The organism is Variovorax sp. RCC_210 (assembly GCF_041355175.1).
GTDB lineage: Bacteria > Pseudomonadota > Gammaproteobacteria > Burkholderiales > Burkholderiaceae_C > Variovorax.
On record NZ_JBFUPJ010000013.1, the window covers coordinates 161,766 to 187,487 of the forward strand.

Annotated in this window: 24 protein-coding genes; 14 read left to right on the plus strand and 10 right to left on the minus strand. The window is 70.1% G+C overall.

Annotated features, from left to right (window positions below; genetic code table 11):
- The first annotated feature begins 2 nt into the window (after nt 1-2).
- Nucleotides 3-1,793 (plus strand): ATP-binding protein, encoded by a 1,791-nt coding sequence (locus AB6807_RS29250; RefSeq protein ID WP_371087303.1) that lies wholly within the window; start codon nt 3-5, stop codon nt 1,791-1,793.
- Nucleotides 1,794-2,009: 216 nt separating this feature from the next.
- Nucleotides 2,010-3,023 carry a hypothetical protein gene (locus AB6807_RS29255; protein ID WP_371087304.1) on the plus strand — a complete coding sequence of 338 codons (1,014 nt, stop codon included), beginning with the start codon at nt 2,010-2,012 and terminating at the stop codon, nt 3,021-3,023.
- A 200-nt stretch (nt 3,024-3,223) separates the two neighbouring features.
- On the opposite strand, the gene ftsY is transcribed toward AB6807_RS29255, so the two are convergent.
- Nucleotides 3,224-4,654 (minus strand): signal recognition particle-docking protein FtsY, encoded by a 1,431-nt coding sequence (gene ftsY / locus AB6807_RS29260; protein WP_371087305.1) that lies wholly within the window; start codon nt 4,652-4,654, stop codon nt 3,224-3,226.
- A gap of 29 nt (nt 4,655-4,683) precedes the next feature.
- Between ftsY and AB6807_RS29265 the strand changes: the two genes are divergently transcribed.
- Together AB6807_RS29265 and AB6807_RS29270 are read left to right on the plus strand one after the other, a co-directional pair.
- Complete coding sequence (locus AB6807_RS29265; protein ID WP_371087306.1) at nt 4,684-6,132, plus strand: M16 family metallopeptidase; 1,449 nt, start codon at nt 4,684-4,686, stop codon at nt 6,130-6,132.
- Nucleotides 6,133-6,146: 14 nt separating this feature from the next.
- The gene (locus AB6807_RS29270) at nt 6,147-7,568 is read left to right on the plus strand and encodes a M16 family metallopeptidase (RefSeq protein WP_371087307.1); all 1,422 of its coding nucleotides are present in this window, start codon (nt 6,147-6,149) and stop codon (nt 7,566-7,568) included.
- A 42-nt stretch (nt 7,569-7,610) separates the two neighbouring features.
- On the opposite strand, the gene AB6807_RS29275 is transcribed toward AB6807_RS29270, so the two are convergent.
- On the minus strand, nt 7,611-8,522 hold the full coding sequence (locus AB6807_RS29275) for a LysR family transcriptional regulator ArgP (RefSeq protein ID WP_116909325.1): 912 nt from the start codon (nt 8,520-8,522) through the stop codon (nt 7,611-7,613).
- 77 nt (nt 8,523-8,599) lie between these two features.
- Between AB6807_RS29275 and AB6807_RS29280 the strand changes: the two genes are divergently transcribed.
- From AB6807_RS29280 to pxpA, 6 genes are all read left to right on the plus strand, one after another.
- The gene (locus tag AB6807_RS29280) at nt 8,600-9,235 is read left to right on the plus strand and encodes a LysE/ArgO family amino acid transporter (protein WP_371087308.1); all 636 of its coding nucleotides are present in this window, start codon (nt 8,600-8,602) and stop codon (nt 9,233-9,235) included.
- Between the two features lie 34 nt (nt 9,236-9,269).
- Nucleotides 9,270-9,995 carry an RsmD family RNA methyltransferase gene (locus tag AB6807_RS29285; RefSeq protein WP_371087309.1) on the plus strand — a complete coding sequence of 242 codons (726 nt, stop codon included), beginning with the start codon at nt 9,270-9,272 and terminating at the stop codon, nt 9,993-9,995.
- Nucleotides 9,996-10,038: 43 nt separating this feature from the next.
- Nucleotides 10,039-10,542: a pantetheine-phosphate adenylyltransferase gene (gene coaD / locus AB6807_RS29290; RefSeq protein WP_116909322.1), complete on the plus strand. Its 504-nt coding sequence runs from the start codon at nt 10,039-10,041 to the stop codon at nt 10,540-10,542.
- Between the two features lie 120 nt (nt 10,543-10,662).
- A complete protein-coding gene (pxpB, locus tag AB6807_RS29295; protein ID WP_371087310.1) occupies nt 10,663-11,325 on the plus strand; it encodes a 5-oxoprolinase subunit PxpB in 663 nt (220 codons plus the stop codon).
- Nucleotides 11,322-12,320 carry a biotin-dependent carboxyltransferase family protein gene (locus tag AB6807_RS29300; RefSeq protein WP_371087311.1) on the plus strand — a complete coding sequence of 333 codons (999 nt, stop codon included), beginning with the start codon at nt 11,322-11,324 and terminating at the stop codon, nt 12,318-12,320. The genes pxpB and AB6807_RS29300 overlap by 4 nt, the downstream gene beginning before the upstream one ends.
- 25 nt (nt 12,321-12,345) lie before the next feature.
- A complete protein-coding gene (pxpA, locus tag AB6807_RS29305; RefSeq protein ID WP_371087312.1) occupies nt 12,346-13,086 on the plus strand; it encodes a 5-oxoprolinase subunit PxpA in 741 nt (246 codons plus the stop codon).
- Nucleotides 13,087-13,174: 88 nt separating this feature from the next.
- Here pxpA and AB6807_RS29310 read toward each other — a convergent pair whose 3' ends face one another.
- A complete protein-coding gene (locus tag AB6807_RS29310) occupies nt 13,175-13,885 on the minus strand; it encodes an alpha/beta fold hydrolase (RefSeq protein WP_371087313.1) in 711 nt (236 codons plus the stop codon).
- Nucleotides 13,886-14,024: 139 nt separating this feature from the next.
- On the opposite strand from AB6807_RS29310, the gene AB6807_RS29315 reads away from it, so the two are divergent.
- Both AB6807_RS29315 and AB6807_RS29320 read left to right on the plus strand, forming a co-directional pair.
- On the plus strand, nt 14,025-14,684 hold the full coding sequence (locus AB6807_RS29315) for a Yip1 family protein (RefSeq protein ID WP_371087314.1): 660 nt from the start codon (nt 14,025-14,027) through the stop codon (nt 14,682-14,684).
- A gap of 31 nt (nt 14,685-14,715) precedes the next feature.
- A complete protein-coding gene (locus AB6807_RS29320) occupies nt 14,716-15,423 on the plus strand; it encodes a histidine phosphatase family protein (protein ID WP_116909316.1) in 708 nt (235 codons plus the stop codon).
- A 40-nt stretch (nt 15,424-15,463) separates the two neighbouring features.
- On the opposite strand, the gene AB6807_RS29325 is transcribed toward AB6807_RS29320, so the two are convergent.
- Both AB6807_RS29325 and AB6807_RS29330 read right to left on the minus strand, forming a co-directional pair.
- On the minus strand, nt 15,464-16,822 hold the full coding sequence (locus AB6807_RS29325; protein WP_371087315.1) for a tetratricopeptide repeat protein: 1,359 nt from the start codon (nt 16,820-16,822) through the stop codon (nt 15,464-15,466).
- A gap of 39 nt (nt 16,823-16,861) precedes the next feature.
- The gene (locus AB6807_RS29330) at nt 16,862-17,260 is read right to left on the minus strand and encodes a 4-oxalocrotonate tautomerase family protein (protein WP_371087316.1); all 399 of its coding nucleotides are present in this window, start codon (nt 17,258-17,260) and stop codon (nt 16,862-16,864) included.
- Between the two features lie 135 nt (nt 17,261-17,395).
- Between AB6807_RS29330 and AB6807_RS29335 the strand changes: the two genes are divergently transcribed.
- Both AB6807_RS29335 and AB6807_RS29340 read left to right on the plus strand, forming a co-directional pair.
- The gene (locus AB6807_RS29335; RefSeq protein ID WP_371087317.1) at nt 17,396-18,256 is read left to right on the plus strand and encodes a LysR family transcriptional regulator; all 861 of its coding nucleotides are present in this window, start codon (nt 17,396-17,398) and stop codon (nt 18,254-18,256) included.
- A gap of 92 nt (nt 18,257-18,348) precedes the next feature.
- Nucleotides 18,349-18,975 carry a YitT family protein gene (locus AB6807_RS29340; protein ID WP_116909313.1) on the plus strand — a complete coding sequence of 209 codons (627 nt, stop codon included), beginning with the start codon at nt 18,349-18,351 and terminating at the stop codon, nt 18,973-18,975.
- A gap of 207 nt (nt 18,976-19,182) precedes the next feature.
- Here AB6807_RS29340 and AB6807_RS29345 read toward each other — a convergent pair whose 3' ends face one another.
- The 5 genes from AB6807_RS29345 to AB6807_RS29365 form a co-directional block, all read right to left on the minus strand.
- Nucleotides 19,183-20,577, minus strand: a complete 1,395-nt coding sequence (locus tag AB6807_RS29345; protein WP_371087318.1) for an amidase — start codon at nt 20,575-20,577, stop codon at nt 19,183-19,185.
- On the minus strand, nt 20,568-22,055 hold the full coding sequence (locus AB6807_RS29350) for an ABC transporter substrate-binding protein (protein ID WP_116909311.1): 1,488 nt from the start codon (nt 22,053-22,055) through the stop codon (nt 20,568-20,570). Before AB6807_RS29350 ends, AB6807_RS29345 begins: the two co-directional genes overlap by 10 nt.
- 220 nt (nt 22,056-22,275) lie before the next feature.
- The gene (locus AB6807_RS29355; protein WP_371087319.1) at nt 22,276-23,766 is read right to left on the minus strand and encodes an ABC transporter substrate-binding protein; all 1,491 of its coding nucleotides are present in this window, start codon (nt 23,764-23,766) and stop codon (nt 22,276-22,278) included.
- Between the two features lie 111 nt (nt 23,767-23,877).
- Complete coding sequence (locus AB6807_RS29360) at nt 23,878-24,726, minus strand: ATP-binding cassette domain-containing protein (protein ID WP_371087320.1); 849 nt, start codon at nt 24,724-24,726, stop codon at nt 23,878-23,880.
- Nucleotides 24,723-25,721 carry an ABC transporter ATP-binding protein gene (locus AB6807_RS29365; RefSeq protein ID WP_371087321.1) on the minus strand — a complete coding sequence of 333 codons (999 nt, stop codon included), beginning with the start codon at nt 25,719-25,721 and terminating at the stop codon, nt 24,723-24,725. The genes AB6807_RS29360 and AB6807_RS29365 overlap by 4 nt, the downstream gene beginning before the upstream one ends.
- Nucleotide 25,722: the final 1 nt, after the last annotated feature.

Here is a 25,722-nt window from a genome sequence, read left to right on the forward strand (position 1 = left end):
GCGTGCCGACCGTGGCGCCGAGCGATCCGTTGGCCGACCACACGCTCGCCCAGCGCGTGCTGCGCGAGAACATCGCGTCGGTCTACAGCACCTACATCGCCTCCACGCTCACGCACATGGCGTTCGTGCTGGTGTTCGGCGCCATCATCTATTCGCAGCTGAAAGACCCGAGCCTGCTGTTCTGGGCCGGCACGCTGCTGGCGGCCGACCTCTACGTGCTGTTCACGCCGCGCTGGACGCCCGAGCGCCCGGCGCGCGAAAGCGCCTACTGGGCGCGCAAGATCTCGCGCATGGTCACGCTGGTGAGCATGGTCACGGCGGTGGTGCCCTGGCTCATCGTGCCGCACGACAACCTGCCCATGACCTCGCTGCTGATGGCCGTCATCGTCGGCAGCTGCGCGCGCGCGGCGCAGTCGCTCTGGCCGCTGAAGCCGGCGCTTTTCGGCTACACGATGCCGATGTCGATGGGCATGATCACCGCGCTGGCCTGGCAGGGCGACGGCCTGCACCTGTTCCTGGCCGCGGCCGGCGCGGCCTACCTGCTGCTGACCCTGCACGCGGGCGTGGGCCAGCACAAGCTGCTGACCGAGTCGCTCATGCTGCGCTTCGAGAACGAGGCGCTCGCCGCGCGGCTGGGCGAGCAGATTGCCGCTACCGAGCGCGCCAGCGAAGAGAAAACCCGCTTTCTCGGCACCGCCAGCCACGACCTGCGCCAGCCGCTGCACGCCATTGCGCTGTTCGGCGCCGCGCTGGAAAACGAACTGCGCGACCGCCCCGAGCGCCGCAACGCCGAGCGGCTGATGCGCGCGGTGAATGCGCTGGGCGCCTCGCTGGACACCATGCTCGACGTGTCGCGGCTCGACGCGGGGGTGATCACGCCCGCGCTGCAGCCCGTGCAGCTCGACGCGCTGTTCCTGCCGCTGAACCACACCTTCGCCGCGCGCGCCGAGCACAAGAAGCTGCAACTGCGCGTGCGCGCCAGCGGCCTGTGGGTGCACAGCGACCCGCAGCTGCTGCACCGCATGCTGTCCAACCTGATGGACAACGCGCTGAAGTACACCGCGCGCGGCGGCGTCACCGTGACGGCGCGCGACCGCGGCGACGCGGTGTGGATCGAGGTGCGCGACAGCGGCATCGGCATCGCGCCCGAGCAGTCGAGCCGGATCTTCGAGGAGTTCTACCAGGTCAACAACCCGGGGCGCGACCGCTCGCGGGGCCTGGGCATCGGGCTGTCGATCGTGCAGCGGCTGTCTCGGCTGCTCGGCCATCCGGTGCAGATGCATTCGCGGCCGGGGCGGGGCACCTTTTTTCGGGTGGTGCTGCCCGCAGTGGGTGCGCCGGTGGGCGCGCTCAGCCCGTCGGCGGAAGCGCCCTCGGCGTTGCGACGCGGCCCCGCGCCCGTGCTGCCGGCCCGCGTGCTGCTGCTGGACGACGAACTGGAAATTCGCGAGGCCATGACCGGCCTGCTTCGCTCCCACGCGGTCGACGCGCACGCCGTCGCGAGCGAGGAGGCCGCGGCCGAGGCGCTGCGGCGCGCCGCCGCCGAGGGCCGCCCGTTCGAGCTGCTGTTGTGCGACTACCGGCTGGCCGACGGCGCGGATGGGCTCGACGCCGGACTGCGGCTGAGCCAGGGCGGAGGAGCACGCGCGGCGACGCCGCTGCTGCTCATTACCGGCGAGACCTCGCCGGACCGGCTGCTGCGCGTGCGCGAGTCGCGGGTGCCGGTGCTGTTCAAGCCTGTGGCGGCCGAGTCGTTGCTGCGCGCCATGGCGGAGGCCGCGCCTTCGGCCTGATTTCGACCATCGCACGTCAATTTTCTTGATTTGAAGCCATTGGTATTCGTTTGAATGCCGATGGCATCCGTAGCCAACCGATGTCGTGACTTTCGGCACTGGCCGGTTGCAGCGCCTCCCTTTACCTTCGACTTCGCTCCCGGTTCGCCCGGGGTGCCACGCAACCGGGCTCGTTCCCGCGTTGCCTCAAAACAATCGGAACGGAGGTTTCTTTCAATGAATTTCAAGCTCGCGGCGGTGGCCGCTGCAGTGGCCGCCACCCTCGCTCTCGCGGCGTGCGGCGGCGGTGGTGGCGACAACGGCGCCTCGTTCGCGCCCATCGGCAACATCGTGCCGCCCGCGCCGCCAGCCCCACCGGCTCCGCCCCCGCCCCCGCCACCTGCGCCCGCGCCTGCACCGGCCACGAACACCTTCCTGTACGAGCAACTGCCGTATCCCGCTGACAACGCCGGCCTGCTGAGCAACCTCAACAGCGAGGGCGCGAAGGGCTTCATGTTCCTCAGCGCGCTGGGTTCGGGTGGCAGCGCGGCCCATGTCTATGTGAAGACCGGCGACGCGACCTATGTCTATGAACTGAAGTCCCCACCTGCGGACGCTGGTGCTTTCCTGTCGCAGGCCAACGAAGCCGGCAGCCGTGGCTTCCGTTGGGTCGGTGCGCTGGCTGTCGGCAGCACCAGCACGGTGGTGATGCTGTACCGCAAGGACAGCGACGCCGACGCCACCTACACCTACCGCACCGAAGCTCCCGCGACCGACAAGGACGGCTTCCTCGCACAGGTCAACGCACAGGGCGCGGCGGGCTACTTCAACACCGCGCCGGGCTACGGCTTCGGCGGGGTCATCTCTGCGGTGTTCGAGAAGAGCTCGGCCGGCAACGCCACCTACGCCTACGAACTGGGCGACGCCGCGTCGGACACCAACGGGGCCTTGGCGCAGTTCGACGAGAAGGGCGCGCGCGGCTTCCGCTACCGCTTCCCGTACATGTTCGGCAGCTTCAAGGGCAGCGTCTTCGTGAAGGACCTGTCGCAGTCCAGCACCTTCAGCTACCAGGCGCTGACCGAGGGGGCCACGCTGGAGGCCGACATCGTCCAGTCGAACACCTTGGGCGCGACCGGCTACGGCTTTGTCGGCCCATTGATCGTGGGCACCGAGCAGCGCAACTACTACTACAAGCCCACCAACTGCGCGGGCGTCGTCATCTGCAAGCCGACGAGCCCGTTCGGGCTCTGACGGCAGGCATGCGAGGAGCGGACGGCTCGCCGTCCGCGAGGAAGAAGGTCCGGTAGACGGGGCAGACCTCGCACACCGGGCCGGAGGTCAGGGAGACAGGGAGAGAAGAAGAAAAAGAAAAAACGGCCCCAGCGCGAGCGGGGGCCGTTTTTTTATGGGGTGCTGCCCGCGTCGCTGCCCGCGCCGGTGACGGCGCCGTGTCAGCCCAGCAGGGCCTGCGCGAACTCGCGCGCGCTGAAGGTCTCGAGGTCTTCCAGCTTCTCGCCCACGCCGATGAAGTAAACCGGAATCGGCCGCTCGCGGGCAATGGCGCACAGCACACCGCCCTTGGCCGTGCCGTCGAGCTTGGTCACGATCAGGCCGGTGAGGCCCAGCGTCTCGTCGAAGGCCTTCACCTGCGCGAGCGCGTTCTGCCCGGTGTTGCCGTCGATGACGAGCAGCACCTCGTGCGGGGCGGTGGCGTCGGCCTTGGTGACCACGCGCTTGATCTTCTTGAGCTCGTCCATCAGGTGCAGCTGCGTGGGCAGGCGCCCGGCGGTGTCGACCAGCACCACGTCCTTGCCGCGGGCCTTGCCGGCATTCACGGCGTCGAAGCTCACGGCCGAGGGGTCGCCGCCTTCGTTGCTCACGATCTCGACCGTGTTGCGGTCGGCCCAGACCAGCAGTTGCTCGCGCGCCGCCGCCCGGAAGGTGTCGGCCGCGGCCAGCAGCACCGAGGCGCCCTCGGTGGCCAGGTGCTTGGTGAGCTTGCCGATGGAGGTGGTCTTGCCCGCGCCGTTCACGCCGGCCACCATGATCACCGTGGGGGTGAATTCGCCGATGACCAGCGGCTTTTCCAGCGGCTTCAGCAGGTCGGCGATGGCATCGGCCAGCAGCAGCTTGACCTGCGGGGCGGTGGTGGCCATCTGGCGCTTGACGCGCCCGCGCAGGTCGTCGAGCAGGAACTCCGTGGCCTTCACGCCGGTGTCGGCCATCAGCAGGGCAGATTCGAGCTCTTCATAGAGCGCGTCGTCGATCTGCGCGTTGACGAACACGGCCTGGATGCCGGTGCCGGTCTTGCGCAGGCCGGTCTTGAGCTTGTCGAGCCAGCTCTTGCGCTCGGTGGCGACGGCGGGTTCGGGGACGGGTGCGGGAACCGGTGCGCGTGGCGGGGGTGCGGGGACGGGCGCTGTGACAGGCGGGGCGACGAATGCGGGTGCGGGGGCCGGTGTCGGCGCAGTGGGCGCCACCACACGGGTTGCAACCACCGGCGGCGGCGACACCACCGGCGCAGGTGCGGCGACCGGCGTGGCGACCGACGTGGCGACAGGGGCAGGGGCTGGTGCGAAAGCCGGTGCGGGCGCTGGCACCGGTGCCGCGACTGGCGCGGGAGGCGCCACGGCGGGCGGCGTAGGCGGCGGGACGTAAGCCGGGGGAGGTGGCGGTGGGGGCGGCGGAGGCGGCGCAGCCGGTGGCGGAGCGGGCGTTTCTTCCACCGCCGGCTTCGAGCCGAACCAGCTCGAAGGCGAGAACACCGAGCGCGTGGGTGCGGGTTCCGGGGCAGGCGCTGGCGCGGCCGGCGTGCCCGTCGAGGGGGGCGCCGGCGTGTCGGGGGTCTCGGCAGGCGGTTTTTTCTTGAAGAAACTGAACATCAGGAGCTTTTTACAATCCGACCCATTCTATGAAACACCTCCCGCCACGCCGTGCTGCGTCTGGTGCGGTGCTGGCAATGGCGCTCTTCGCGCCGTGGGCCATGCCTGCGCAGGCCCAATCCACCCAGGTTTCCACCCAGCCTTCCGCCGCCGCAGCCGCGGCGCCCGGCCCCCAGCAATTCACCCTCGCCAACGGCATGACGCTGATCGTGCAGCCCGACCGGCGCTCGCCGACCGCGGTGCAGATGGTGTGGGTGCGCGTCGGCTCCATGGACGAGGTCGACGGCACCTCCGGTGTGGCACATGCGCTCGAACACATGATGTTCAAGGGCACCAAGGACATCAAGCCCGGCGAGTTCTCGCGCCGCGTGGCGGCCCTGGGCGGCCAGGAAAACGCCTTCACCAACCGCGACCTCACCGGCTACTACCAGCAGATTCCGGTGGGCAGCCTCGAGCAGGTGATGAAGCTCGAGTCCGACCGCTTCGCCAACAACCAGTGGCCCGACGACGAGTTCAAGCGCGAGATCGAGGTGGTCAAGGAAGAGCGCCGCCTGCGCACCGAAGACCAGCCGCGCGCGCTGCTTGGCGAGCAGCAGAACGCCGCCACCTTCATCGCCTCGCCGTACCACCGCCCCGTGGTCGGCTGGATGAGCGACCTGGACGCCATGACGCCCGACGACGTGCGCGAGTTCCACAAGCGCTGGTACGTACCCGCCAACGCCGTGCTGGTGGTGGCCGGCGACGTCGACGTGGCGCAGGTGCGCGCCATGGCCGAGAAATATTACGGACGCATTCCCGCGCGTGCCGTGCCGGTGCGCAAGCCGCGCGTCGAGCCGGTGCAGCGCGGCATCCGCCGCATCGAGTTCAAGGCCCCGGCCGAACAGGCCTACGTGTCGCTGGCCTTCCGCGCCCCGCAGCTCGCCGGCATCGACGACGCCAACAGCGACGCCTGGGCGCTGGTGGTGCTGTCGGCCGTGCTCGACGGCTATTCGGGCGCGCGGCTGGACCGTGCCCTCACCCAAGGCCCCGACCGCGTCGCCGATTCGGCCGGCGCCTATTCGGGCTTCATCGGCCGCGGCCCGCAGCTCTTCGTGCTCGACGGCGTGCCCGCCGCCGGCAAGAGCGCCGAGGTGGTCGAGGCCGCCTTGCGCGCCCAGGTGGCGCGCGTTGCCAAGGAAGGGGTGGGCGAGGCCGAACTGGCGCGCGTGAAGACCCAGTGGGTGGCCAGCGAAACCTACAAGCGTGACTCGGTGATGGCGCAGGCGCGCGAACTCGGCAGCAACTGGATCCAGGGCCTGCCGCTGGACGCCAGCGAGCGCATCGTCGCCCGGCTTCAGGCCGTGACCGCGGCCCAGGTGCAGGCCGTGGCCGCCAGGTATTTCGGCGACGACCAGCTCACGGTCGCCACGCTGCGGCCCCTGCCGCCCGAAGCCAAGCGCGGCCGCGGCTTCGCGGCACCCGCAGGCGAACTGCGCTGAAAGGTACCGATTTCATGTTCACCCTCAAGAAAAAAGCCCGGCACGCACTGTTCGCCGGCGTCACCGCGCTGGTCGGCATCACGGCCATGACCAGCATGACCAGCGCGCAGGCCGCGCTGCCTATCCAGCACTGGACGCTGGCCAACGGCGCCCAGATCTACCTGGTGGCCACCAATGCGCTGCCCATCGTCGACGTGCAGGTCGACTTCGACGCGGGCAGCCGCCGCGACCCCGCGGCGCAGGCCGGCCTGGCGAGCACCACCTCGGCCATGGTCGAGAAGGGCGTGCGCGCCGGCAGCAACGGCGAGCCCGCGCTCGACCAGAACGCCCTGGGCGAGGCCTGGGCCGACCTGGGCGCCAGCTTCGACGTGAGCGCCGGCACCGACCGCACCAGCTACTCGCTGCGCTCGCTGTCCGACCCCGCGCTGCTGAACAAGGCCGTCACGCTGGCCTCGCGCGAGATCGGCGAGCCGGCCTTCCCCGACGACGTGTGGCAGCGCGAGCGCGAGCGCATCAACGCCGCCATCAAGGAGGCCAACACCAAGCCCGCGACCATCGCCGGCCGCGCCTTCGCGCAGGCGGTGTACGGCGTGCACCCCTACGGCCAGGAAGTGACCGAGGCCACGCTGGCGCGCATCGACACCGCCGCCATGCGCCAGCGCTACGAGCAGCTCATCGTGCCGTGCCGCGCCAAGCTCAGCATCGTGGGCGCCGTCACGCGCGCCGAGGCCGAGACGCTGGCGACCGCGCTGCTGTCGCGCCTGCCGGCGCCGCAGGCCTGCGCGCCGCTGCCCCAGATCGCGCCCGTGGCCGCGCTCACGGCGCCGAAGGACGAGCGCATTGCGTTCGACTCGGCCCAGGCGCATGTCTTCATCGGCCAGCCCGGCTACCCGCGCAAGGACCCGGACCACTTTGCGCTCACGCTGGGCAACTACGTGCTGGGCGGCGGCGGGTTCGTCTCGCGCCTGACCAACGAGGTGCGCGAGAAGCGCGGCCTCACCTACAGCATCTACAGCGGCTTTGCGCCGGGGCTCGAGGCGGGCGCGTTCCGCATCGGCTTCCAGACCCGGCCCGACCAGGCCGACGACGCCGTGAAGATGTCGCGCGAGGTGCTCGCCAGGTTCGTGGCCGAAGGCCCGACCGCCAGCGAGCTGAAGGCCGCGAAGGACAACGTGATCGGCGGCTTTCCGCTGCTGCTGGACAGCAACCGCAAGCTGATCGGCAACGTGGCCAACATCGCCTGGCACGACCTGCCGCTGGACTACCTCGACACCTGGACCGCGCGCATGAACGCGGTGACGGCGGCCGACATCAAGGCGGCCTTCCAGCGCAAGCTGCAGCCCGAGCGCATGGTGACGGTGGTGGTGGGCGGCAAGGACGCCAAGGACCCCAAGGCGGCCAACGCAGCGAACGCCGCCGCCGTCAAGACGCCCTGACGCCCTGACGCCCTGACGCCCTGACGCCCTGACTCGTTGCGCTCAGGCCAGGGCGTGCGCGCCCTGGCCGGCGGCCGCGCGCACCGCGGCCCCCAGTTGCGCCAGCAGCTTCGGCGCCGCGCGCGCCTGCTGCCAGTAGAGCGGCACCGGCAGCGTCGAGCCGGGCACCAACTCCACCAGCTCCCCTGTACGAAGCGCCTCGGCCACCATGCTGGCCGGGTGCATGCCCCAGCCCATGCCCGCGCACGCCGCCTCGACGAAGGCGGTGGGCGAGGGGACCCAGTGGCGCGGCGTCTCGACGTTGCGGTGGCAAATGCGGCGCACCCAGCGCGCCTGCAGTCGGTCTTTTCGGTCGAACACCAGGCTGGGCGCGTTGGCCAGCGTGCGGGCGCCCACGCCCTTGGCGAAATGCGCGCGCACGAAGCCGGGGCTGGCCGCCGCCACGTAGTGCATGGTGCCCAGCGCCTCGCTGTTGCAGCCCGCCACCGGCTGCGCCAGCGCCGTGACCGCCGCCAGCACCGCGCCGCTGCGCAGCCGCTCGGCCGTGTGGTCCTGGTCGTCCACCGTCAGGTCGAGCAGCGCGGCGGGCGCCTGCGCGGCGAACGAAGCCGCCGCGGCAATGAACCAGGTCGCGAGGCTGTCGGCGTTGACGGCCACGCGCACGGTGACGCGCTCGTCGGCTTCGCCGCTGCCCATGCCGAGCGCGGGCAACGCATCGCGCAGCTCGTGCTCCAGCATGCCCACGCGCTCCACGTGCCGGCACAGCTGCAGCCCGGCCTCGGTCGCCACGCAGGGCTGGCCGCGCACCAGCAGGGCGCCGCCGGTGCGCTCCTCGAGCTGCCGGATGCGCTGCGACACCGCGGACGGCGTGACGTGCAGCGCGCGCGCCGCGCGTTCGAAACTGCCTTCGCGCACCACGGCGGCAAGGGCGTTGAGGGCGGCGTAGTCGAGCATGATGTGATGAAGTAAAACTGAATCGGCGTTAGAAAGTTTAGTTTGAATTAAGCGCGCGCAGGCGGCATCCTCGACGCATGCAAGCCGTACACGTCACCACCGCCTTCGCCAACGGGCTCTTCATGAGCCTGGTCCTCATCGTCGCCATCGGCGCGCAGAACGCCTATGTGCTGCGCCAGGGCTTGCGCCGAGAGCACGTGGGCGCGGTGGTGCTGTTCTGCGCGGCCAGCGACGCGGTGCTGATCGGTGCCGGCGTGGCCGGCATGGCGCAGGCGCTGAAGGGGCGGCCGATGCTGGCCACCGTGCTCGCGGCGCTGGGTGCAGCGTTTCTCTGCGGCTATGGGTTGAAGGCGCTGTGGCGTTCGCGCCAGCCCGCGGCGCTGCGCGCCACCGCGCAGGGCGTGTCGGTGTCGCGCGCCGCCGTGGTGGCGCAGGCGGCCGGCTTCACGCTGCTGAACCCGCACGTCTACCTGGACACCGTGCTGCTCGTGGGCAGCGCGGGTGCGCAGTACGCGGGCCTGCTCAAGGTCTGGTTCGTGGCGGGTGCGACGGTGGCGAGCGTGCTGTGGTTCACCTCGCTGGGCTTCGGCGCCCGGCTGCTGGCACCGGTGTTCGCGCGGCCGCGCGCCTGGCAGATGCTCGACGCGCTCGTCGGCGGCACCATGCTCGTGCTGGCGGCCATGCTGGCGCGGCGCGCTGTGCTCGGGGGCTGACATCGCTGTGCGGTAGCGGCGTTAAGCTCGCCGCATGCCCCAGAAAGCCGCCCCCGCCAAGTCTTCCAGGTCTGCGAAGACGTCAAAGTCTTCAAAGACAGCCAAGCCCGCCACCCCTGCCGCCGCCAAGCGCCCGTCGAGGCCCAGCGAGGTCCGCATCATCGGCGGCGAATGGAAGCGCACCCGCCTTTCCGTGGCCGACAAGCCCGGCCTGCGCCCCACGCCCGACCGCGTGCGCGAAACGCTCTTCAACTGGCTCGCGAGCCTGGCCGGCGCGGGCGGCGGCGAGTTGCCGGGCTGGCAGTGCCTCGACGCCTTCGCGGGCACCGGCGCCCTGGGCCTGGAGGCTGCCTCGCGCGGCGCGGCCGGCGTGCTGCTGTGCGAGCAGGACGCCGCGCTGGTCGCGCAACTGCAGGCCGCCAAGACCAAGCTGAAGGCCGAGGCCGTGCGCATCGAGCGCGGCAACGGCGTGACCGCGCTGGAGCGCGTGGCCGCCGGCAGCCTGGACGCGGTGTTCCTCGACCCGCCCTTCGAAAGCACCGCGCTCTACGAGCCGGCCCTGCGTGCCGCCGCGCGCGCCTTGCGCAGCACCGGCTCGGTGTACCTCGAGGCGCCGCGCCGCTGGAGCGACGAAGAGCTCGCCGCCTTCGGCCTCGTGGGCTTTCGCTACCTGAAGGCCGGCGCCGTTCACGCGCACCTGCTGCGGCCCGCCGCCGTCCTCGCCACGTTGCCGCTGCAGCCCGCGCAGGGGACTGCATAATCCGCCGAACAAGCCGCACCGGCAGCATGAGGAAGAAGCAACCATGGCCAGCAACGTGATCGCGGTTTACCCCGGCACTTTCGACCCCATCACCCTCGGACACGAGGACGTGGTGCGGCGCGCAACCCAGCTCTTCTCCAAGGTGATCGTCGCCGTCGCGGCGGGTCACCACAAGAAGGCGCTCTTCACCCTCTCCGAACGCATGGACATGGCCCGCGAGGCCGTGAAGCCCTATAGCGACCAGGTGTCGGTGGAGAGCTTCTCGGGCCTGCTGCGCGACTTCGTCGTGGCGCGCGGCGGCAAGGCCATGGTGCGCGGCCTGCGCGCCGTGACCGACTTCGACTACGAGTTCCAGCTCGCGGGCATGAACCGCTCGCTGATGCCCGACGTTGAGACCGTGTTCCTCACGCCCAGCGACAAGTACCAGTTCATCTCCAGCACCTTCGTGCGCGAGATCGCCATGCTCGGCGGCGAGGTGCACAAGTTCGTCTCCCCCAACGTGGAACAGAAACTGGCGGCCAAGGTCCGTAGCCTGGGCCGTGAATAAGCGCTCCTCCAGGCTTCGCGCACCTTCTCCAACCCCCTCGCCGGGGGCCACGCCAGCGGCCCGGCAAAGCCGGCTCCGCGGTGTTGCGCGAACAGGCCCTGCCGCGCAGGCCAGCCTGACGTGAGCGGCACCCCGCCGCCCCGGCTGCACCTGCTGGGCGATGCCGCGCTGTTGTGCGAGCTGCCCGCGCCGGCCACGCTGGCGCAGCAGCAACGCATCTGGGCGCTGGCCGAACAGGCCCGCCAATGGCCCGGCGTCGGCGAGACGCTGCCGGGCATGAACAACCTCACGCTCACCTTCGACCCGACCGCGATCGACCTCGACACGCTCACCGCGCACGTGCTCCAGGCGTGGCCGACGCTCGCCTCGGGCGCCATCGAGGGCCGGCGCATCGACATTCCGGTGGCCTATGGCGGCGAGCACGGGCCCGACCTGGCCGACGTCGCGGCCCACACCGGCCTCACGCCGGCCGAAGTGGTGCGGCGCCACAGCGGCGGCGAGTACATCGTCTACCTGCTGGGCTTCCTGCCCGGCTTCGCCTTCATGGGCGGCCTGCCGCCCGAGCTCGCGACGCCGCGGCGCGCCGAACCGCGCACGGCGGTGCCGGCGCGCTCGGTCGGCATCGGCGGCGAGCAGACCGGCATCTACCCGCTGGCGTCGCCGGGCGGCTGGCAGCTGATCGGGCGGACCTCGCTCGCGCTGTTCGACCCCACGGCAGCATCGCCCACCCTGCTGCGCCCCGGCGACCGCGTGCGCTTCGTGGCCGAGAGCGTGCAGACATGATCATCGTGCGCAAACCCGGCCTGCTCGCCTCGGTGCAGGACCTGGGCCGGCACGGCCATCGGCAGCTGGGCATCTGCCCGGGCGGCGCGCTCGACGTGCTCTCGCTCACGCTGGCCAACCGGCTCGTCGGCAATGCCGACGGCGCGGCGGGGCTCGAGCTGACGATGGGCGGCTGCGAGCTGCAGTTCGAGACCGACACGCGCATCGCCCTCACCGGCGACGGCTTCAACGCCAGCCTCGACGGCGTGCCGCTCTGGCCCTGCTGGAGCGTGCCGGTCGCGGCCGGCCAGACCTTGAAGCTCTCGGGTGCCAACGCACCCGGCGCGCAAAAGGCCGGCCTGCGCAGCTGGCTGGCCGTGGCCGGCGGCATCGACGTGCCGCAGGTGCTCGGCTCGCGCAGCACCGACCTGAAGGCCGGCTTCGGCGGCCACGAAGGCCGCGCGCTGCGCAAGGGCGACCGGCTGGCGCTGGGCGCCTCGCACCTGGACGCCGCGCAGCGCGAGCGCCGTGCCTTCGGCCTGCGCGGCCCCGACTGGGGCGCGGGAGAAGCCGACGGCGCCATCGCCCTGCGCGTGCTGCCCGGCCCCGAGTTCGAGCTGTTCACGCTGGCCGCGCGCGAGCAGCTGTGGGGCGAGCGCTGGCGCATCACGCCGCAGAGCAACCGCATGGGCAGCCGGCTCGCGGGCGCCGAACTCAAGCGCAAGCGCAGCGGCGACATGCTGTCCTCGGGCGTCATTCCCGGCACGGTGCAGGTGCCGCCCTCGGGCCAGCCGATCATCCTGATGGGCGACGCGCAGACCACCGGCGGCTACCCGCGCATCGGCGTGGTCATCCGCGCCGACCTCTGGAAGCTGGCGCAGGCGCCGCTCAACGGCAAGCTACGGCTGGTGCAGGTCGACCAGCCGCAGGCGCTGGCTGCATGGGCGGCCCAGCAACGCTACCTGGCGCAGGTGGCGCAAGGCCTGGCCGCTGCAGGCTGGCGCCGCGCGGCATAGACTTTTGCGCAAAGGAAACTCCGCTATGCAAATCGACCTCAACGCAGACCTCGGCGAAGGCGCTGGCAACGACGAAGCGCTGCTCGCGCTGGTCAGCTCCGCCAACATCGCCTGCGGCTGGCACGCGGGCGACGCCAAGACGATGCAGCAGTGCGTGCGCTGGGCGCTGCGCAACGGCGTGGCCATCGGCGCACACCCCAGCTTTCCGGACCGCGAGAACTTCGGGCGCAGCACCATGCACCTGCCGCCCGACGACATCGTGGCCAACGTGCTCTACCAGGTCGGCGCGCTGGCGGCCATCGTGAAGGCCGAGGGCGGCACGCTCGCGCACGTGAAGGCGCACGGCCAGCTCTACAACCAGGCCGTGAAGGAGCCCGAGCTCGCCGCGGCGCTGTGCGAGGCGGTGCGCCGCTTCGACCCCTCGCTCAAGTTCTTCGGCCTGGCCGGCAGCCACATGATCGACGCGGCCCGCCGCGCCGGCCTCACGCCGGTGGAAGAAGTGTTCGCCGACCGCGGCTACATGCCCGACGGCAGCCTGGTGCCGCGCAGCCAGCCGGGCGCGTTGATCGAAGACGAGGCGCAATCCATCGCGCAGACGCTGGCATTCGTGCGCGACCACCGCGTGACCGCCATCGACGGCAGCACCGTGGCCGTCAACGCGCAGACCGTGTGCCTGCACGGCGACGGCGCGCATGCGCTGGCCTTTGCGCGCCGCATCCGCGAGCGACTGGAGCAGGAAGGCATCGCCGTGCGGGCGATGGCCTGAGGGCGGCGCGGCAAGGCAGCGCGGCAAGGCAGCGCTCGCAAGCTGGCCGGCCTTGCCTGCCCGGGCGGTCCCGTCGTCAGGTCACGTCTCAGGCATCGGGAAACTGCCTGGCCAGCCACGCATTCAGCGCGGCGTTGACCTCGTCGGGCTTTTCCATCGTCAGCATGTGGCCGCACTCGGCGATCCACACCACCTCCGCGTTCGGCAGCAGCGCCGCCATCTCGCGCGTGCATTCGGGCGGTGCCAGCCGGTCTTCGTTGCCGCACACCAGCAGCACCGGCGCGCGCACCGAGTCCAGGTGCTGGCGCGCGTCGGGCCGGCGCATCACCGCGCGGTTCTGGCGAATGAGCTGCTCGGCGCCGGCGCCCAGCACGATGTCGAGGTAGCGCTGCACCATCGCCGGGTCGGCCGCCTGCTTGGGGTGGAAGGCGAAGAACACGTTGGGCTCGATCATCTCGCGCACCTCGCCGCGCTCGAAGTACTCGATGGCGCCCTCGCGCAGCGTGAACATGTCGGGCGTCTCGGGCCGCGCGCTGCTGCCCAGCAGGGCGAGCCCGGCGATGCGCCCGGGCGCCTGGCGGGCCGCTTCCATGGCGACCATGCCGCCCATCGACGCGCCGCACAGCACCAGCGGGCCTTCGTTGTCGCGCAGCGCGGCCGCGGCCATGCCCTCGATGGTGTCGTTGAACAGCTGCGCGTCGCTCACGCGGGCGGCGAAGGCGGCGGGGAGGGCGGGCAACTGGGCTTCCCAGATGCGTGCGTCGCAGGCAAGGCCTGGCAGGAGGACGATGTTCGGCATGGAAACGGATTCTGCGTGAATGCGCTCACCAGCGTAACGGCATAGGTCATGCGCAGGCCATGGCATAGGCTTCCTGGCCAGCAGCCATGGCGGGCGGGCCTCGACATACTTCGGCATCCATGTCGAGGACTCCCTGCAAATGACCCTGGTTGACCGCGTCCAGTCCATCCTGCTCAGGCCCCAGATCACCTGGCTGGCCATCGACGAGGAGCCGGCCGATGCCGCCTCCATCTACAAGAACTACGTGATGATCCTCGCGCTGATCCCGGCGGTGGCGAGCTTCATCGGCCTGTCGCTCGTGGGCATCGGCGCCTTCGGCGTGAGCTTTCGGGTGCCGATCGTCTCGGGCCTGGCGAACATGATCGTGGGCTACGTGATGTCGCTGCTGATGGTGTTCGTGCTGGCGCTCATCATCGACGCCATGGCGCCGACCTTCGACGGCGCGCGAAGCCAGATCGGCGCGCTCAAGCTGTCGGCCTACTCGAGCACCGCGGCCTTCGTGGGCGGCATCTTCAGCCTGCTGCCTTCGCTGTCGGTCATCGGCGCGCTGGCGGCGCTGTACGGCGTGTACCTGCTCTACACCGGCTTGCCGGTGCTCATGAAATGCCCGCGGGACAAGGCCGTGCCGTACACCGCGGTGGTGGTGATCTGCGCCATCGTCGGCGGCTTCGTCATCGCCTGGGTGCTGGCGCTGCTCACGCCCTCGCCGGTGCGCCTGGGCGCCGTGTACGGGGTTCCGGCCATGGACGCGGCAGGCGCGGTGGTGGCCGTGCAACAGCGCCCGGGCGCGAACACCTGAGCTTCGCGCGCACGGTGGAAAATGGGCGGCAATGCCAACGCCAACACCCCAACCCAAGCCCGAGCTCACCACCGACCTGATCCTGATCCGCCACGGCGAAACCGCCTGGAACCGCGAGCTGCGCTTCCAGGGCCATGCCGACGTTCCGCTCAACGACATCGGCCATGAACAGGCCCGCCGCCTCGGCCTGCGGCTGGCCGAAGAGCAGGTGCAGCACATTCTGAGCAGCGACCTGATGCGGGCGCAGCAGACCGCCGCGCCCGCCGCCCAGCAGCTGTCGCTGCCGGTGGTGACGTCGGCGGGCCTGCGCGAGCAGTTCTTCGGCGTGGTCGAGGGCATGCGCTCCGACGAAATCCAGAGCCTGCACCCGCGCGCGTGGGAAGAGTGGCTGGAGTTTCGCGAAGACCACGCCATGCCCGAGGGCGAGACGGCGCGCGAGTTTCACACCCGCATCATCGCGGCGCTGGGCACCATCGCCACCGAGTACCGGGGCCGGCACCTGATCGTGGTCACGCACGGCGGCGTGCTCGACATGGTGTGGCGCACCGCCCGCGGCCTGAGCCTGAGCGGCCCGCGCACCAGCGACATCCCCAACGCGGGCTTCAACCGCATCCGCATCGCCGACCCGGCCCGGCCCGAGGCGATCGAGATCGTCGACTGGGCCGACACGCGCCACCTGGCCGACCTGCCGCCGCAACCGACCTACGACCAGACGCGGCACCTGAAGAACAAGGGCTGATGCGCTCGGCCTTGACGCAAAGCGCTCAGTTTCCAGCCGTTCAGCCTGCCAGCAGCGCGCCCAGCCCCAGCTTCTCGTAGACCGCCGCCGTCTGTCGCCGCAGCCGCAGCGACTCCGGCTGCCCGTTCAGCTGCTGCTGCAGGATGCCCTGCGCACCCGTCAGCGAGGCCTCGGTGCCGGTGCGCACCAGCGCATCGAGGTACAGCTGCTCGAACAGGTCGCGCTGCGCGTGGCTGCCGCCGATTTCGATCATGCGCGGCAGCGCCACCCCCAGCCCCTCGACCGCCCCCGCCAGGTCGCCCCGCGCATGCGCCACCAGGCCGTGCGCGGCCGGCACGCACACGCGCTGCCATGCGGCGCGCGTCGAGGGCGGCGCGTGGGGCGCGAAGGCCTCGATGTTGCGCAGCAGCACGTCGGCCTCGGCCCGCCCGGCGCGCGCCAGGCCGTAGAGGTACTGCAGGTCGAGAAAGGGCAGCACCTGGTCGGCCTGGCGCTGCAGCAGGTACCCCGCCACGTCGTCCCAGCGCGTGCCCACGTCGATGCCCGCGAGCTCCAGCCGCGCGAGCAGCGAGACCGCGCCGATCTGGTCCTGCGAATAGTCCTTCACCACGCCCCAGGCGTGCTCGTCGTACACGGCCAGCGCCTCGGCGTCGCGGCCCAGGTCGATCAGGAACAGCGCCACGTGCCACCAGTTGTGCGTGACCATGAACGAGTTGAGCCCGCTCCACGTGTCGCTCACGCCCTGCATGAAGGCCAGGCCTTCTGCGAGCCGGCCTTCGGTGAGCATCACGTGCGCCAGCGCGTGGTGCGCCCACGGCTCCTTGCGGCACATGGCGATGGCATGGCGCGCGCTGGCCTCGGCCTCGCGCATCAGGTGGCACTGCTCGTAGCCGAAGGCGGCCATGCCGTGCACGTAGGGCACGTCGGCCGCGTGCGGCTGCGCGGCCAGCGCCAGCCGCAGCATGCCCGGGCAGTCGCCGGTGTTGAAGCAGTGGTACTGCCCCAGCTTGATCGACACCAGGTCGCGCGGATGTTCGCGCGCCTGCTCGGCATGCAGCGCGATGGCGCCCGCGATGTCGCCGTTCGCCCAGGCCTCGATGGCCGCGATGTAGCGCTGCTCGCGCGGCGTGGCGCGGTGCGCGCCCGAGCGCGCCTTCGCCAGGAAGGGCCGCGCATTGGCCACCGCCTCGCGCGACTCGGCGAACAGGTGCAGCGTGGCGCAGTAGGCCTGCACGAGGGGGCTCGCATCGGTTTCAGCCAGCGCGATCAGGTTGACGGCGCGCGCCTCGGTCGAGATGAAGCCCATGACGAAGTCGTCGACCAGCGGCAGGCTGGCGGGGTCGTCGAGGGTGAGGGGGTTGCCGAGGCTGTCGGCGGCGAGCGAATTTCCAGAGGGCATGGCGGCATGGTGCCATGCCCCCGGCATTGCTTCAACGCGTCAGACGCCGGCCTGCTGGTGGCGGTACTCCTGCGTCTTGCCGCCGTAGCCGTAGGCCGCGCCGCGCGCGTCGATCACGTGGATGTACGACACCTCGTGCAGGTCGGGCCGGATCTTCGCCATGGCCGCGTGCACCTCGCGCAGGTAGCGCGCCTTCTCGGCCTTGGTGTTGGTCTCGTCGGTGACGCTGATGTCCAGGTGGAAGGCCGACTTGCCCAGCGCCGCGAGCGACTGCCCGCCGATGAACCACGCGTCGGCGGCGATGTACTGCACGGTAATGGCGATCACCGGCAGCTGCTTGCCGAGCACGCTCTGCGTGAGCTCGGCGACCGCGTCGACGGTCTTGCGGGTGAGGTCGGCGTCGGGTTGGCCGGAGAGTTGGACGACGATGTGGGGCATGGCGGACTCCTGTAGGAAAGCGTTGAAGGGGTTGAAAGGGGGTGGTCGATGGGGTGATTGTGCGAACAGCCAGTCCATCGGAAAAGCGGGAAGATATGATGAATGCCATCGACTGAACGAATGGATGGACGGATCATGCAAGGTTTCGACCTGGAGCAATTGCGCACGCTGGTGGCGGTGGCCGACGCGGGCAGCCTGACGGCCGCGGCGCCGCGCGTGTTCCTGTCGCAGTCGTCGGTCAGCGAGCAGATCCGCAAGCTCGAAGAGCGGGCGGGCCAGTCGCTGCTCACGCGCAGCAAGGCGGGCGTGTCGCCCACCGAGGCCGGGCTGAAGCTGCTGGCCTACGCCCGGCGGATCCTGGCGATGAGCGACGAAGCCTTTCGCGACCTGCACGGCGAGACGCTGCAGGGCGAGCTGCGCCTTGCGGTCACCGACTACTTTCGCCCCGGCGACCTGACGCGGCTGCTGGGCCGGCTCGGCGAGAGCTACCCGCAGGTGCGGTTGAACGTCGGCATCCTGAAGAGCGACGAGTTGCGCGCGGCCTACGCGCGTGGCGATTTCGACGTGGGGCTCGCGATGAACATCGCCGGCGTGTCCGCCGCCCAGCCGCGGGCCTCGGTGATACGGCGCGAGTCGCTGGCGTGGCTGGGCGCACAGGGCATGCGCCTCGCGCGGGGCGAGCCGGTGCGGTTGCTGGCGCTGCCGGACACCTGCTCGCTGCACCAGTTCACGGTGGCCTTGCTGCGGCGCCAGCGCGTGCCGTACGCGCTGGCGCATGTGGCGTCGGGCGTGGCCGGCCTGCAGTCGGCGCTGGCCGCGGGGCTGGGTGTCGCGTGCCTCAACGAGTCGGCGATCAGCGAGGGCGTCGCGCGGTTGGCAACGCCCCACGGGCTGCCGGCGCTGCCGCGCGTGACATTCGAGTTCCTGCCGGGGCGCCGGGGAGAAACAGACTTCGTAACCCGGGCGCGCGAGATGCTGGCGACCCAGCTGGTGTGAACAGCAACTGAGCAACTGAGCCACCGCACCGCCGGCTCCCCGGTGGAAACAGCGCGCCGCAAGGTGGCGCGGGATTTGCGTCACCCTCCGCCATGGACGCGCCCCCTCCCACTTCCACCCCGGCCTGGCTGCGCCATTCCCGTTTCGACGACGCGCAGGCGATCTTCTCGGGCACGCTGTTCGTCGCCATCGCCATGATGCTGTTCGGCCAGGCGGGGCTGCTCACGGGGGGCACGGCCGGTGCCGCGTTCCTGTTGCACTACGCCACCGGCGCGAGCTTCGGCAAGCTGTTCTTCCTGGTCAACCTGCCGTTCTATTGGTTTGCGTGGCGCCACATGGGCCGGGCGTTCACGGTGAAGACTTTCTCGGCGATCGCGTTGCTGTCGGTCATGACCGAGTGGGCCCCGCGCTACCTGTCCATCCATTCGCTGCACCCGGCCTTCGCAGCCGTGCTGGGTGGCCTGATGCTGGGCACCGGCTGCCTGTTTCTCGCCCGTCACCGCGCCAGCCTGGGCGGTGCGACCGTGTTGACGCTGTACCTGCAGGAAAAGCGCGGCTGGCCCGCCGGCAAAGTCCAGATCGCCATCGACTGCACGGTGGTGTTGCTCGCCCTGTTCGTGATTCCGCCGGAGCGCGTGGGCTGGTCGGTGCTGGCCGCGGTGGTGATGGGGCTGTTCTTGTGGATCAACCACAAGCCGGGGCGGTACGCGGCCACTTGAACTCTGTTGATGTCCTTGGCGCCGCTGTTCAGGGCGGGTGAACAGGCCGCCGGGTACTTCCCTCCGCGAATGTCCCCCGGGGCTGCGCCCCTCCTCCTTTATTTCGCTGCGGGAAGCACCCGACGCCCTGTTCACTTGGGCACGCTGCTGGTGAGCCGCGATCAAGCACCGGTGTGATCGTCGCCCTGAAGCAGCACCGCAAAGAAATCAGGGAACCACAGGCCAAGGCCGCTGCGGCTCCCGAATCTGCTCGAACGCACGCGCCACGCGCAACACCCCGAGGTCGTCGAAGCGTTGGCCCGCAATCTGCAGCCCTATCGGCATGCCATCCGCCGAATAGCCGCAGTTCACCGAAGCCGCCGGCTGCTCCGACATGTTGAAGGGCACCGTGAACCCGATGTGCTCCAGCGGACGCAAAGGGTCGTTCGTCGGCGAAGGGGCTTCGGCTGCCGCCGGCATGTTGGGCGACACCGGCGAAATCACGTAGTCGAAACGCGCGCACGCCGCCACCGCTGCAACGCGCGTCGCATGGAACTGGCTGAACCCGCGGAACACGTGCTCGCCGCTGAACTCGGCCGCGCTCTCCGCCCACTCGCGGATGTAGGGCAACACCTTCGCGCGCTGGTCCGCGCGCAGGCCCTTCATGTCCACCAGCGAACGCATGCGCCACAGATGGTCCATGCCGTCGAGCATGGCCTGCGACATGAACGGTTGCATCGGTTCGATGATGGCGCCCGCCTTCTCCAGCAGGCGCGCCGCGTGTTCCACCGCCGCCTGGATCTCCGGCTCGACCGCCAGCCCGCAGCCTGCGTCGAGCAGCAGCCCGATGCGCAAGCCGCGCAGATGGTCGGGCGACACGTCGAAGGCCTCCCAGTCGATGTCCTGCGGCGGCAGGCTCATGCTGTCGCGCGCATCGGGCTTCGACAGCGCCTGCATCACCAGCGCCGCGTCGCCCACGGTGCGCGTCATCGGCCCCGCCGCGCGGCCCATGTAGGGCGGGTCGATCGGTATGCGCCCCAGGCTCGGCTTCAGCGTGAACACGCCGCACCAGCTCGCGGGCAGGCGCAGGGAGCCGCCGATGTCGGTGCCCAGGTGCAACGGGCCATAGCCCGCCGCGGTGGCCGCGCCGGCGCCCGCGCTGGAACCGCCCGGCGTGAGCCGCAGGTTCCAGGGGTTGCGCGCCAGCGTGTGAAAGCTCGACAGGCCCGAAGACAACATGCCGTAGTCGGGCATGGTCGTCTTGCTGACGATCACCGCGCCGGCTTCCTTCATGCGCGCGGCCGGCGGTGCGTCGGCGGCGGCAGGCCGCAGGTCGACCGCGGCGGTGCCGGCGGGCATCGGGTCGCCGCGCGTGGCGATGTTTTCCTTGAGGGTGGCCGGCACGCCGTCGAGCGGGCCGAGCGCGTCGCCGCGCTGCCAGCGTGCCTCCGAGGCGCGCGCCTGCGCGAGCGCGGCCTCGGGCCGGAACAGCCAGGTCGCCTGCAGGTGCGGCTCCCAGCTTTCGATTTGCGCGATCACGGCCTGCGTGACCTCCACCGGCGAGAGCTTGCGGTCGCGGTAGGCCGCGGCAAGCTCCTGCGCGGTCAGCTCATTCAGCCCCACGACAGCGCCGACAGGTCGTTCACGAAGATCGGGTTGTCCTTCCAGATGCCCTTGACGTTCTTCTTCGCCACGGTCGGGAACTGCGGCTGGTACAGGAAGCCGTTGGCCGCGTCGGTGGCCAGCATCTTCTGCGCGTCGCCCAGCAGCTTGTTGCGCTCCGTGGCGCTGCTGGTGCTCTTGATCTTGTCGAACAGCGTGTCGAAGGCCTTCGACTGGTAGCCCCAGTAGTAGTCCGACTTGGCGTAGTTGCCCAGGTCGAAGGGCTCGACGTGCGACACGATCGACAGGTCGTAGTCCTTGTTGCCGTAGGTGCCGCTGAGCCACTGGGCCCACTCCACGTTCTGCACCTTCACCACGATGCCGATCTTGGCGAGCTGGGCCACGATCACCTCGCCGCCCTGGCGCGCGTACGGAGGAGGCGGCAGCGTCATCTTCAGTTCGAGCGGCGTCTTCACGCCGGCCTCGGCCAGCAGCTTCTTGGCCTTCTCGATGTCGAAGGGGTTGATGCCGGTGGTGTCCACATAGCCCGCTGCGCCCGGCACGTAGTGGCTGCCGATGGGCACGCCGAAGCCGTCGGCCGCGCCTTCGATCACGGCCTTGCGGTCGATGGCCGCGAGGATGGCGCGGCGCACGCGCACGTCGTCCAGCGGCTTCTTGCGGTTGTTGATCGACAGGATGGTCTTGGCGCGCGAGCCCGCCAGGATCACCTGGAACTGCGGGTTCATCTTGAACTGCGGCACCACGCGCGTGCCGATGCGCGCGAACACGTCCACGTCGCCCGAGAGCATGGCCGCGGCCTGCGCGGCCGTGTCGGAGATGAAGCGGAAGGTGACCTTGTTGATCTTCGCGGTGGCGGGGCTGCGAAAGCCTTCCCACTTGCTCAGCGTGAGCGACGAGCCCTTGGCCCAGGCGTCGAGCTTGTAGGGGCCGGTGCCCACGGGCTTGTTGGCGTTGGTGTCGGCGCTCTTGGGCTCGACGATGACGGCCGTGGCCTGGCCCAGCACGAAGGGCAGGTCGGGGTCGATCTCCTTGTTGATGACCACCACCGTGTAGTCGTCCACCGCCTGGGTGCTCAGGTTGGCGAAGGTGCGCTTGTCCTTGTTGGTGCTCTTCTCGCCGCCAGCGCGGTCGAACGAGAACTTGACGGCGGCCGCGTTGAAGGGCTCGCCGTTCTGGAACTTCACGCCGCGCTTGAGCTTGAAGGTGTAGGTCTTCAGGTCGGGCGAGACTTCCCAGCTGTCGGCCAGCAGCGGCGTGACGCTGCCGTCGGCGTTGATCTTGGTGAGCGTTTCCAGGATGTTGTACTGCACCACCTCTGCAATGGCGGCGGCGGCGCCGGAGGTCGGGTCCAGGCCCGGCGGTTCGAGCGCCATGCCGATCACGATGGCGTCCTTCCTGCCCTGCGCCATGCCGGCGAGCGGGGTGGCCAGCGCAACGGTGGCGCCAGCGGTGGTAAGGAGGGTGCGGCGGTTCAACATACGTGTGATCTCCGGAAAAACAAGCCAGGGTCGAATGACTGCTTCGGCGCGCGCCGTGCCCCGAAGGGAGGCGCCGCGCCACGAAAGACACGACACGCAGCACGAAAGATGCCACGTGCGCAGCCGGTCATTCTCTCGCAGCGCGCGCGCCGGCGCGCGGCCGGCGGGGCGGTTTTTCGTCGGGGGCTTCCCGTAGGTCAGGGCCCGGCGGGCGCCTGCTTCAGGCCCACGAAAGCGCGGCGATGTCGTTCACGAAGATCGGCGCGTCCTTCCACAGGCCGCGCAGGTTGCGCGACGCCACGGTGATGAACTGCGGCTGAAAGAGAAACACGTTGGCCGAGTCTTCGGCCAGCAGCCGCTGCGCGTCGCCCAGGTAGCGCAGGCGGTCGGCCGGGCGCGGAGCGTTGCGCGCCTTGTCGAACAGCTCGTTGAACTTCGCCGACTGGTAGCCCCAGTAGTACTCGGGCTTGGTGTAGTTCACCAGGTCGAAGGGCTCGACGTGCAGGATCAGCGAGAGGTCGTAGTTCTTGTTGCCGTAGGTGCCGCTGATCCACTGCGCCCACTCGACGTTCTGGATCTTCGCGACGATGCCGATCTTGGCCAGCTGCGCGGCGATCAGCTCGCCGCCCTGGCGTGCGTAGGGCGGCGGCGGCAGCACGAGGTCGAGCTCCAGCGGCGTCTTCACGCCGGCCTCGGCCAGCAGCTTCTTCGCCTTCTCGATGTCGAAGGGGTTGACGCCCGTGGTGTCCACGTAGCCCGGCGCGCCCGGCACGTAGTGGCTGCCGATGGGAATGCCGCGCCCGTCCACGGCCGCCTCGATCACGGCCTTGCGGTCGATGGCCGCGGCAATGGCGCGGCGCACGCGCACGTCGTCCAGCGGCTTGCGCTTGTTGTTGATCGCCAGGATGGTCTTGCCGCGCGAGGCGTTGAACACGATCTGGAAGCGCTTGTCGTTCTCGAACTGCGGCAGGCTGCGCGACACCGAGGCGTGCGGGAACAGGTCGACGTCGCCCGACAGTAGCGCGGTGGTCTGCGCCGCCGGCTCCGAGATGAAGCGAAAGCTCGCCTTGCGGATCTGCACCGCCGAGGCGTTGCGCCAGCCGTCCCACTTCGCCAGCACGATGCCCGAGCCCTTGGCCCAGCTGTCGAGCCGGTAGGGGCCGGTGCCCACGGGCTTGGTGGCGTTGGTGTCCACCGTCTTCGGCTCCACCAGGATGGCGGAGGCCTGGCCCAGCAGGAAGAGCAGGTCGGGCTCGATCTCCTTGTTGATCAGCACCACCGTGTGCTCGTCGACCACCTGCGTGGCGATGTTGGTGAAGGTGCGCTTGTCCTTGTTGGTGCTGTTGGCCGCGGCCGCGCGATCGAACGAGAACTTGACGGACTGCGCGTTGAACGGCTCGCCGTTCTGGAACTTCACGCCCTGCCGCAGCTTGAAGGTGTAGGTCTTCAGGTCGGGCGAGATGTCCCAGCGCTCGGCCAGCAGCGGCGTGACGCTGCCGTCGGAGTTGATCTTGGTGAGCGTCTCGAAGACGGTGTAGAGCACCACCTCGGCAATCTCGGCGCCGGCCTTGGCCGTGGGGTCGAGGCCTGTCGGCTCCAGCGTGAGCCCGATCACCAGCGCGTCTTTCCTGCGTTGCGCGAAGGCTGCCGGCAGGGCCAGCGGGGTGAGGGCTGCGGCGCCGGTGGCGAGCAGGGTGCGTCTTTTGAGCATGAAGCGATGTCCTCCGAACAAGGGGCAGGCATCATCCGCGAGAGCGGGGTGCGGGCGCAACCAGATGCTTATGACCCACTCATCCTAAGCAGGGCCGGAGGCGCTTCTGTGTCAGGTGGGCAGCAGCGTGCCGCCGGCGGGCGTGCGCGGCACCGCGTCGAGCAGCGTGCGCGTGTACGCGTGCTGCGCATGATGGAACAACTCGGCGGGCGGACCCTGCTCGACGATCTTGCCCTTGAACACCACGCACACTTCGTCGCACAGGTGGTTGACCACCGCGAGGTCGTGGCTGATGAGCAGGTAGCTGATGCCGAACTGCTGCTGCAGGTCCTGCATCAGGTTCAACACCTGGGCTTGCACCGACACGTCGAGCGCGCTGACCGGCTCGTCGGCGACGATGAGCTTGGGGCGCGTGATGAGCGCGCGCGCAATCGCGATGCGCTGGCGCTGCCCGCCCGAGAACTCGTGCGGGTACTTGTCCATGTCGGTGGTGCGCAGGCCGACGGCGGCCAGCGCTTCCGAAGCACGCTCGCGCTGCTCGGCGCGGCTGGTCTCGGCCAGCGCCTCCAGCGGTTCGGCCACGATCCGCGCCACGGTCTGGCGCGGATCGAGCGAGCCGTACGGGTCCTGGAAAACCATCTGGAAATCGCGCCGCGCGGTGCGCAGCTCGTTCTTCGACAGCGTGTGCAGGTCGCGGCCTTCGAGTGAGACGCTGCCGGAGGTGGGCGTGTCCAGCGCCATCACGAGGCGCGCGATGGTCGACTTGCCCGAGCCCGATTCACCGACGATGCCAACGCTCTGGCCCGCTTGCACGTCGAAGCTCACGCCGTTGAGCGCCTTGACGGTGGGCGGCGGGCCGAAGAGCTTCTCGCGCGGCAGCGCGTAGTGGCGCACGAGGTCGGTGACGCGCAGCAACGGCGGGGTGGGGGTGCCTTGGGGGACTTGGGTGCCTTGGCTCATGGCGAGATGGCCTCTTGCTTGCCTTGCACGGCGATTTCTTCGAGGCGAATGCAGCGCACCGCATGGTCGTCGGGCAGCATGGTGGGCGGTGGCTTCGTGGTCTTGCAGGCGTCCACCGTGTAGCTGCAGCGGCCCGCGAAGGGGCAGCCTGGTGGCAGGTCGACCAGCTCGGGCACGCTGCCCTTGATGGTGGCCAGGCGCAGGCCGCGCGGCGCGCCGATGGCAGGACGCGCGGCGAACAGGCCCTGCGTGTAGGGGTGCGCCCGGCGCGCGAACACAGCCGCGGTCGGGCCGCTCTCGACCACGCTGCCGCCGTACATCACGAGCATCTTCGAGACGGTCTGCGCGATGACTCCGAGGTCGTGCGAAATCAAGATCAACGCCATGCCGCGCTCGGCCACCAGGCTCTGGATGAGCTCGAGGATCTGCTTCTGGATGGTCACGTCGAGCGCGGTGGTGGGCTCGTCGGCAATCAGCAGGTCGGGGCCGCAGGCCAGCGCCATGGCGATGCCGATGCGTTGCCGCTGGCCGCCGGAGAACTGGTGCGGATACGCATCGAGTCGCGAGGCCGCGTCGGGAATGCCCACGCGCTCGAGCAGCGCGAGCACTTCCTTGCGCGTGTCGGCCTTCGACAGGCCGCGGTGCAGCCGCAGCGGTTCGCCGACCTGGCGCGCGATGGTGTGCACCGGGTTCAGCGCCGTCATCGGCTCCTGGAAGATCATGCCGATGCGGTTGCCGCGAATCTGGCACATCGATTTCTCGTCGCGCCCGACCAGCTCGGTGCCGTCGAAGCGGATGCTGCCCGTGACCTTGGCGGTCGAGGGCAGCAGGCCCATGAGCGACATCACGGTGATCGATTTGCCGCAGCCCGATTCGCCGACGATGCCCAGCGTTTCGCCGCGCTCCAGCGTGAAGTCGATGCCGCGCACGGCCTCGGCGGGGCCGCGTTGCGTCTGCAGTTCGATGCGGAGGTCCTTGACCTCGAGGAGTGGCATG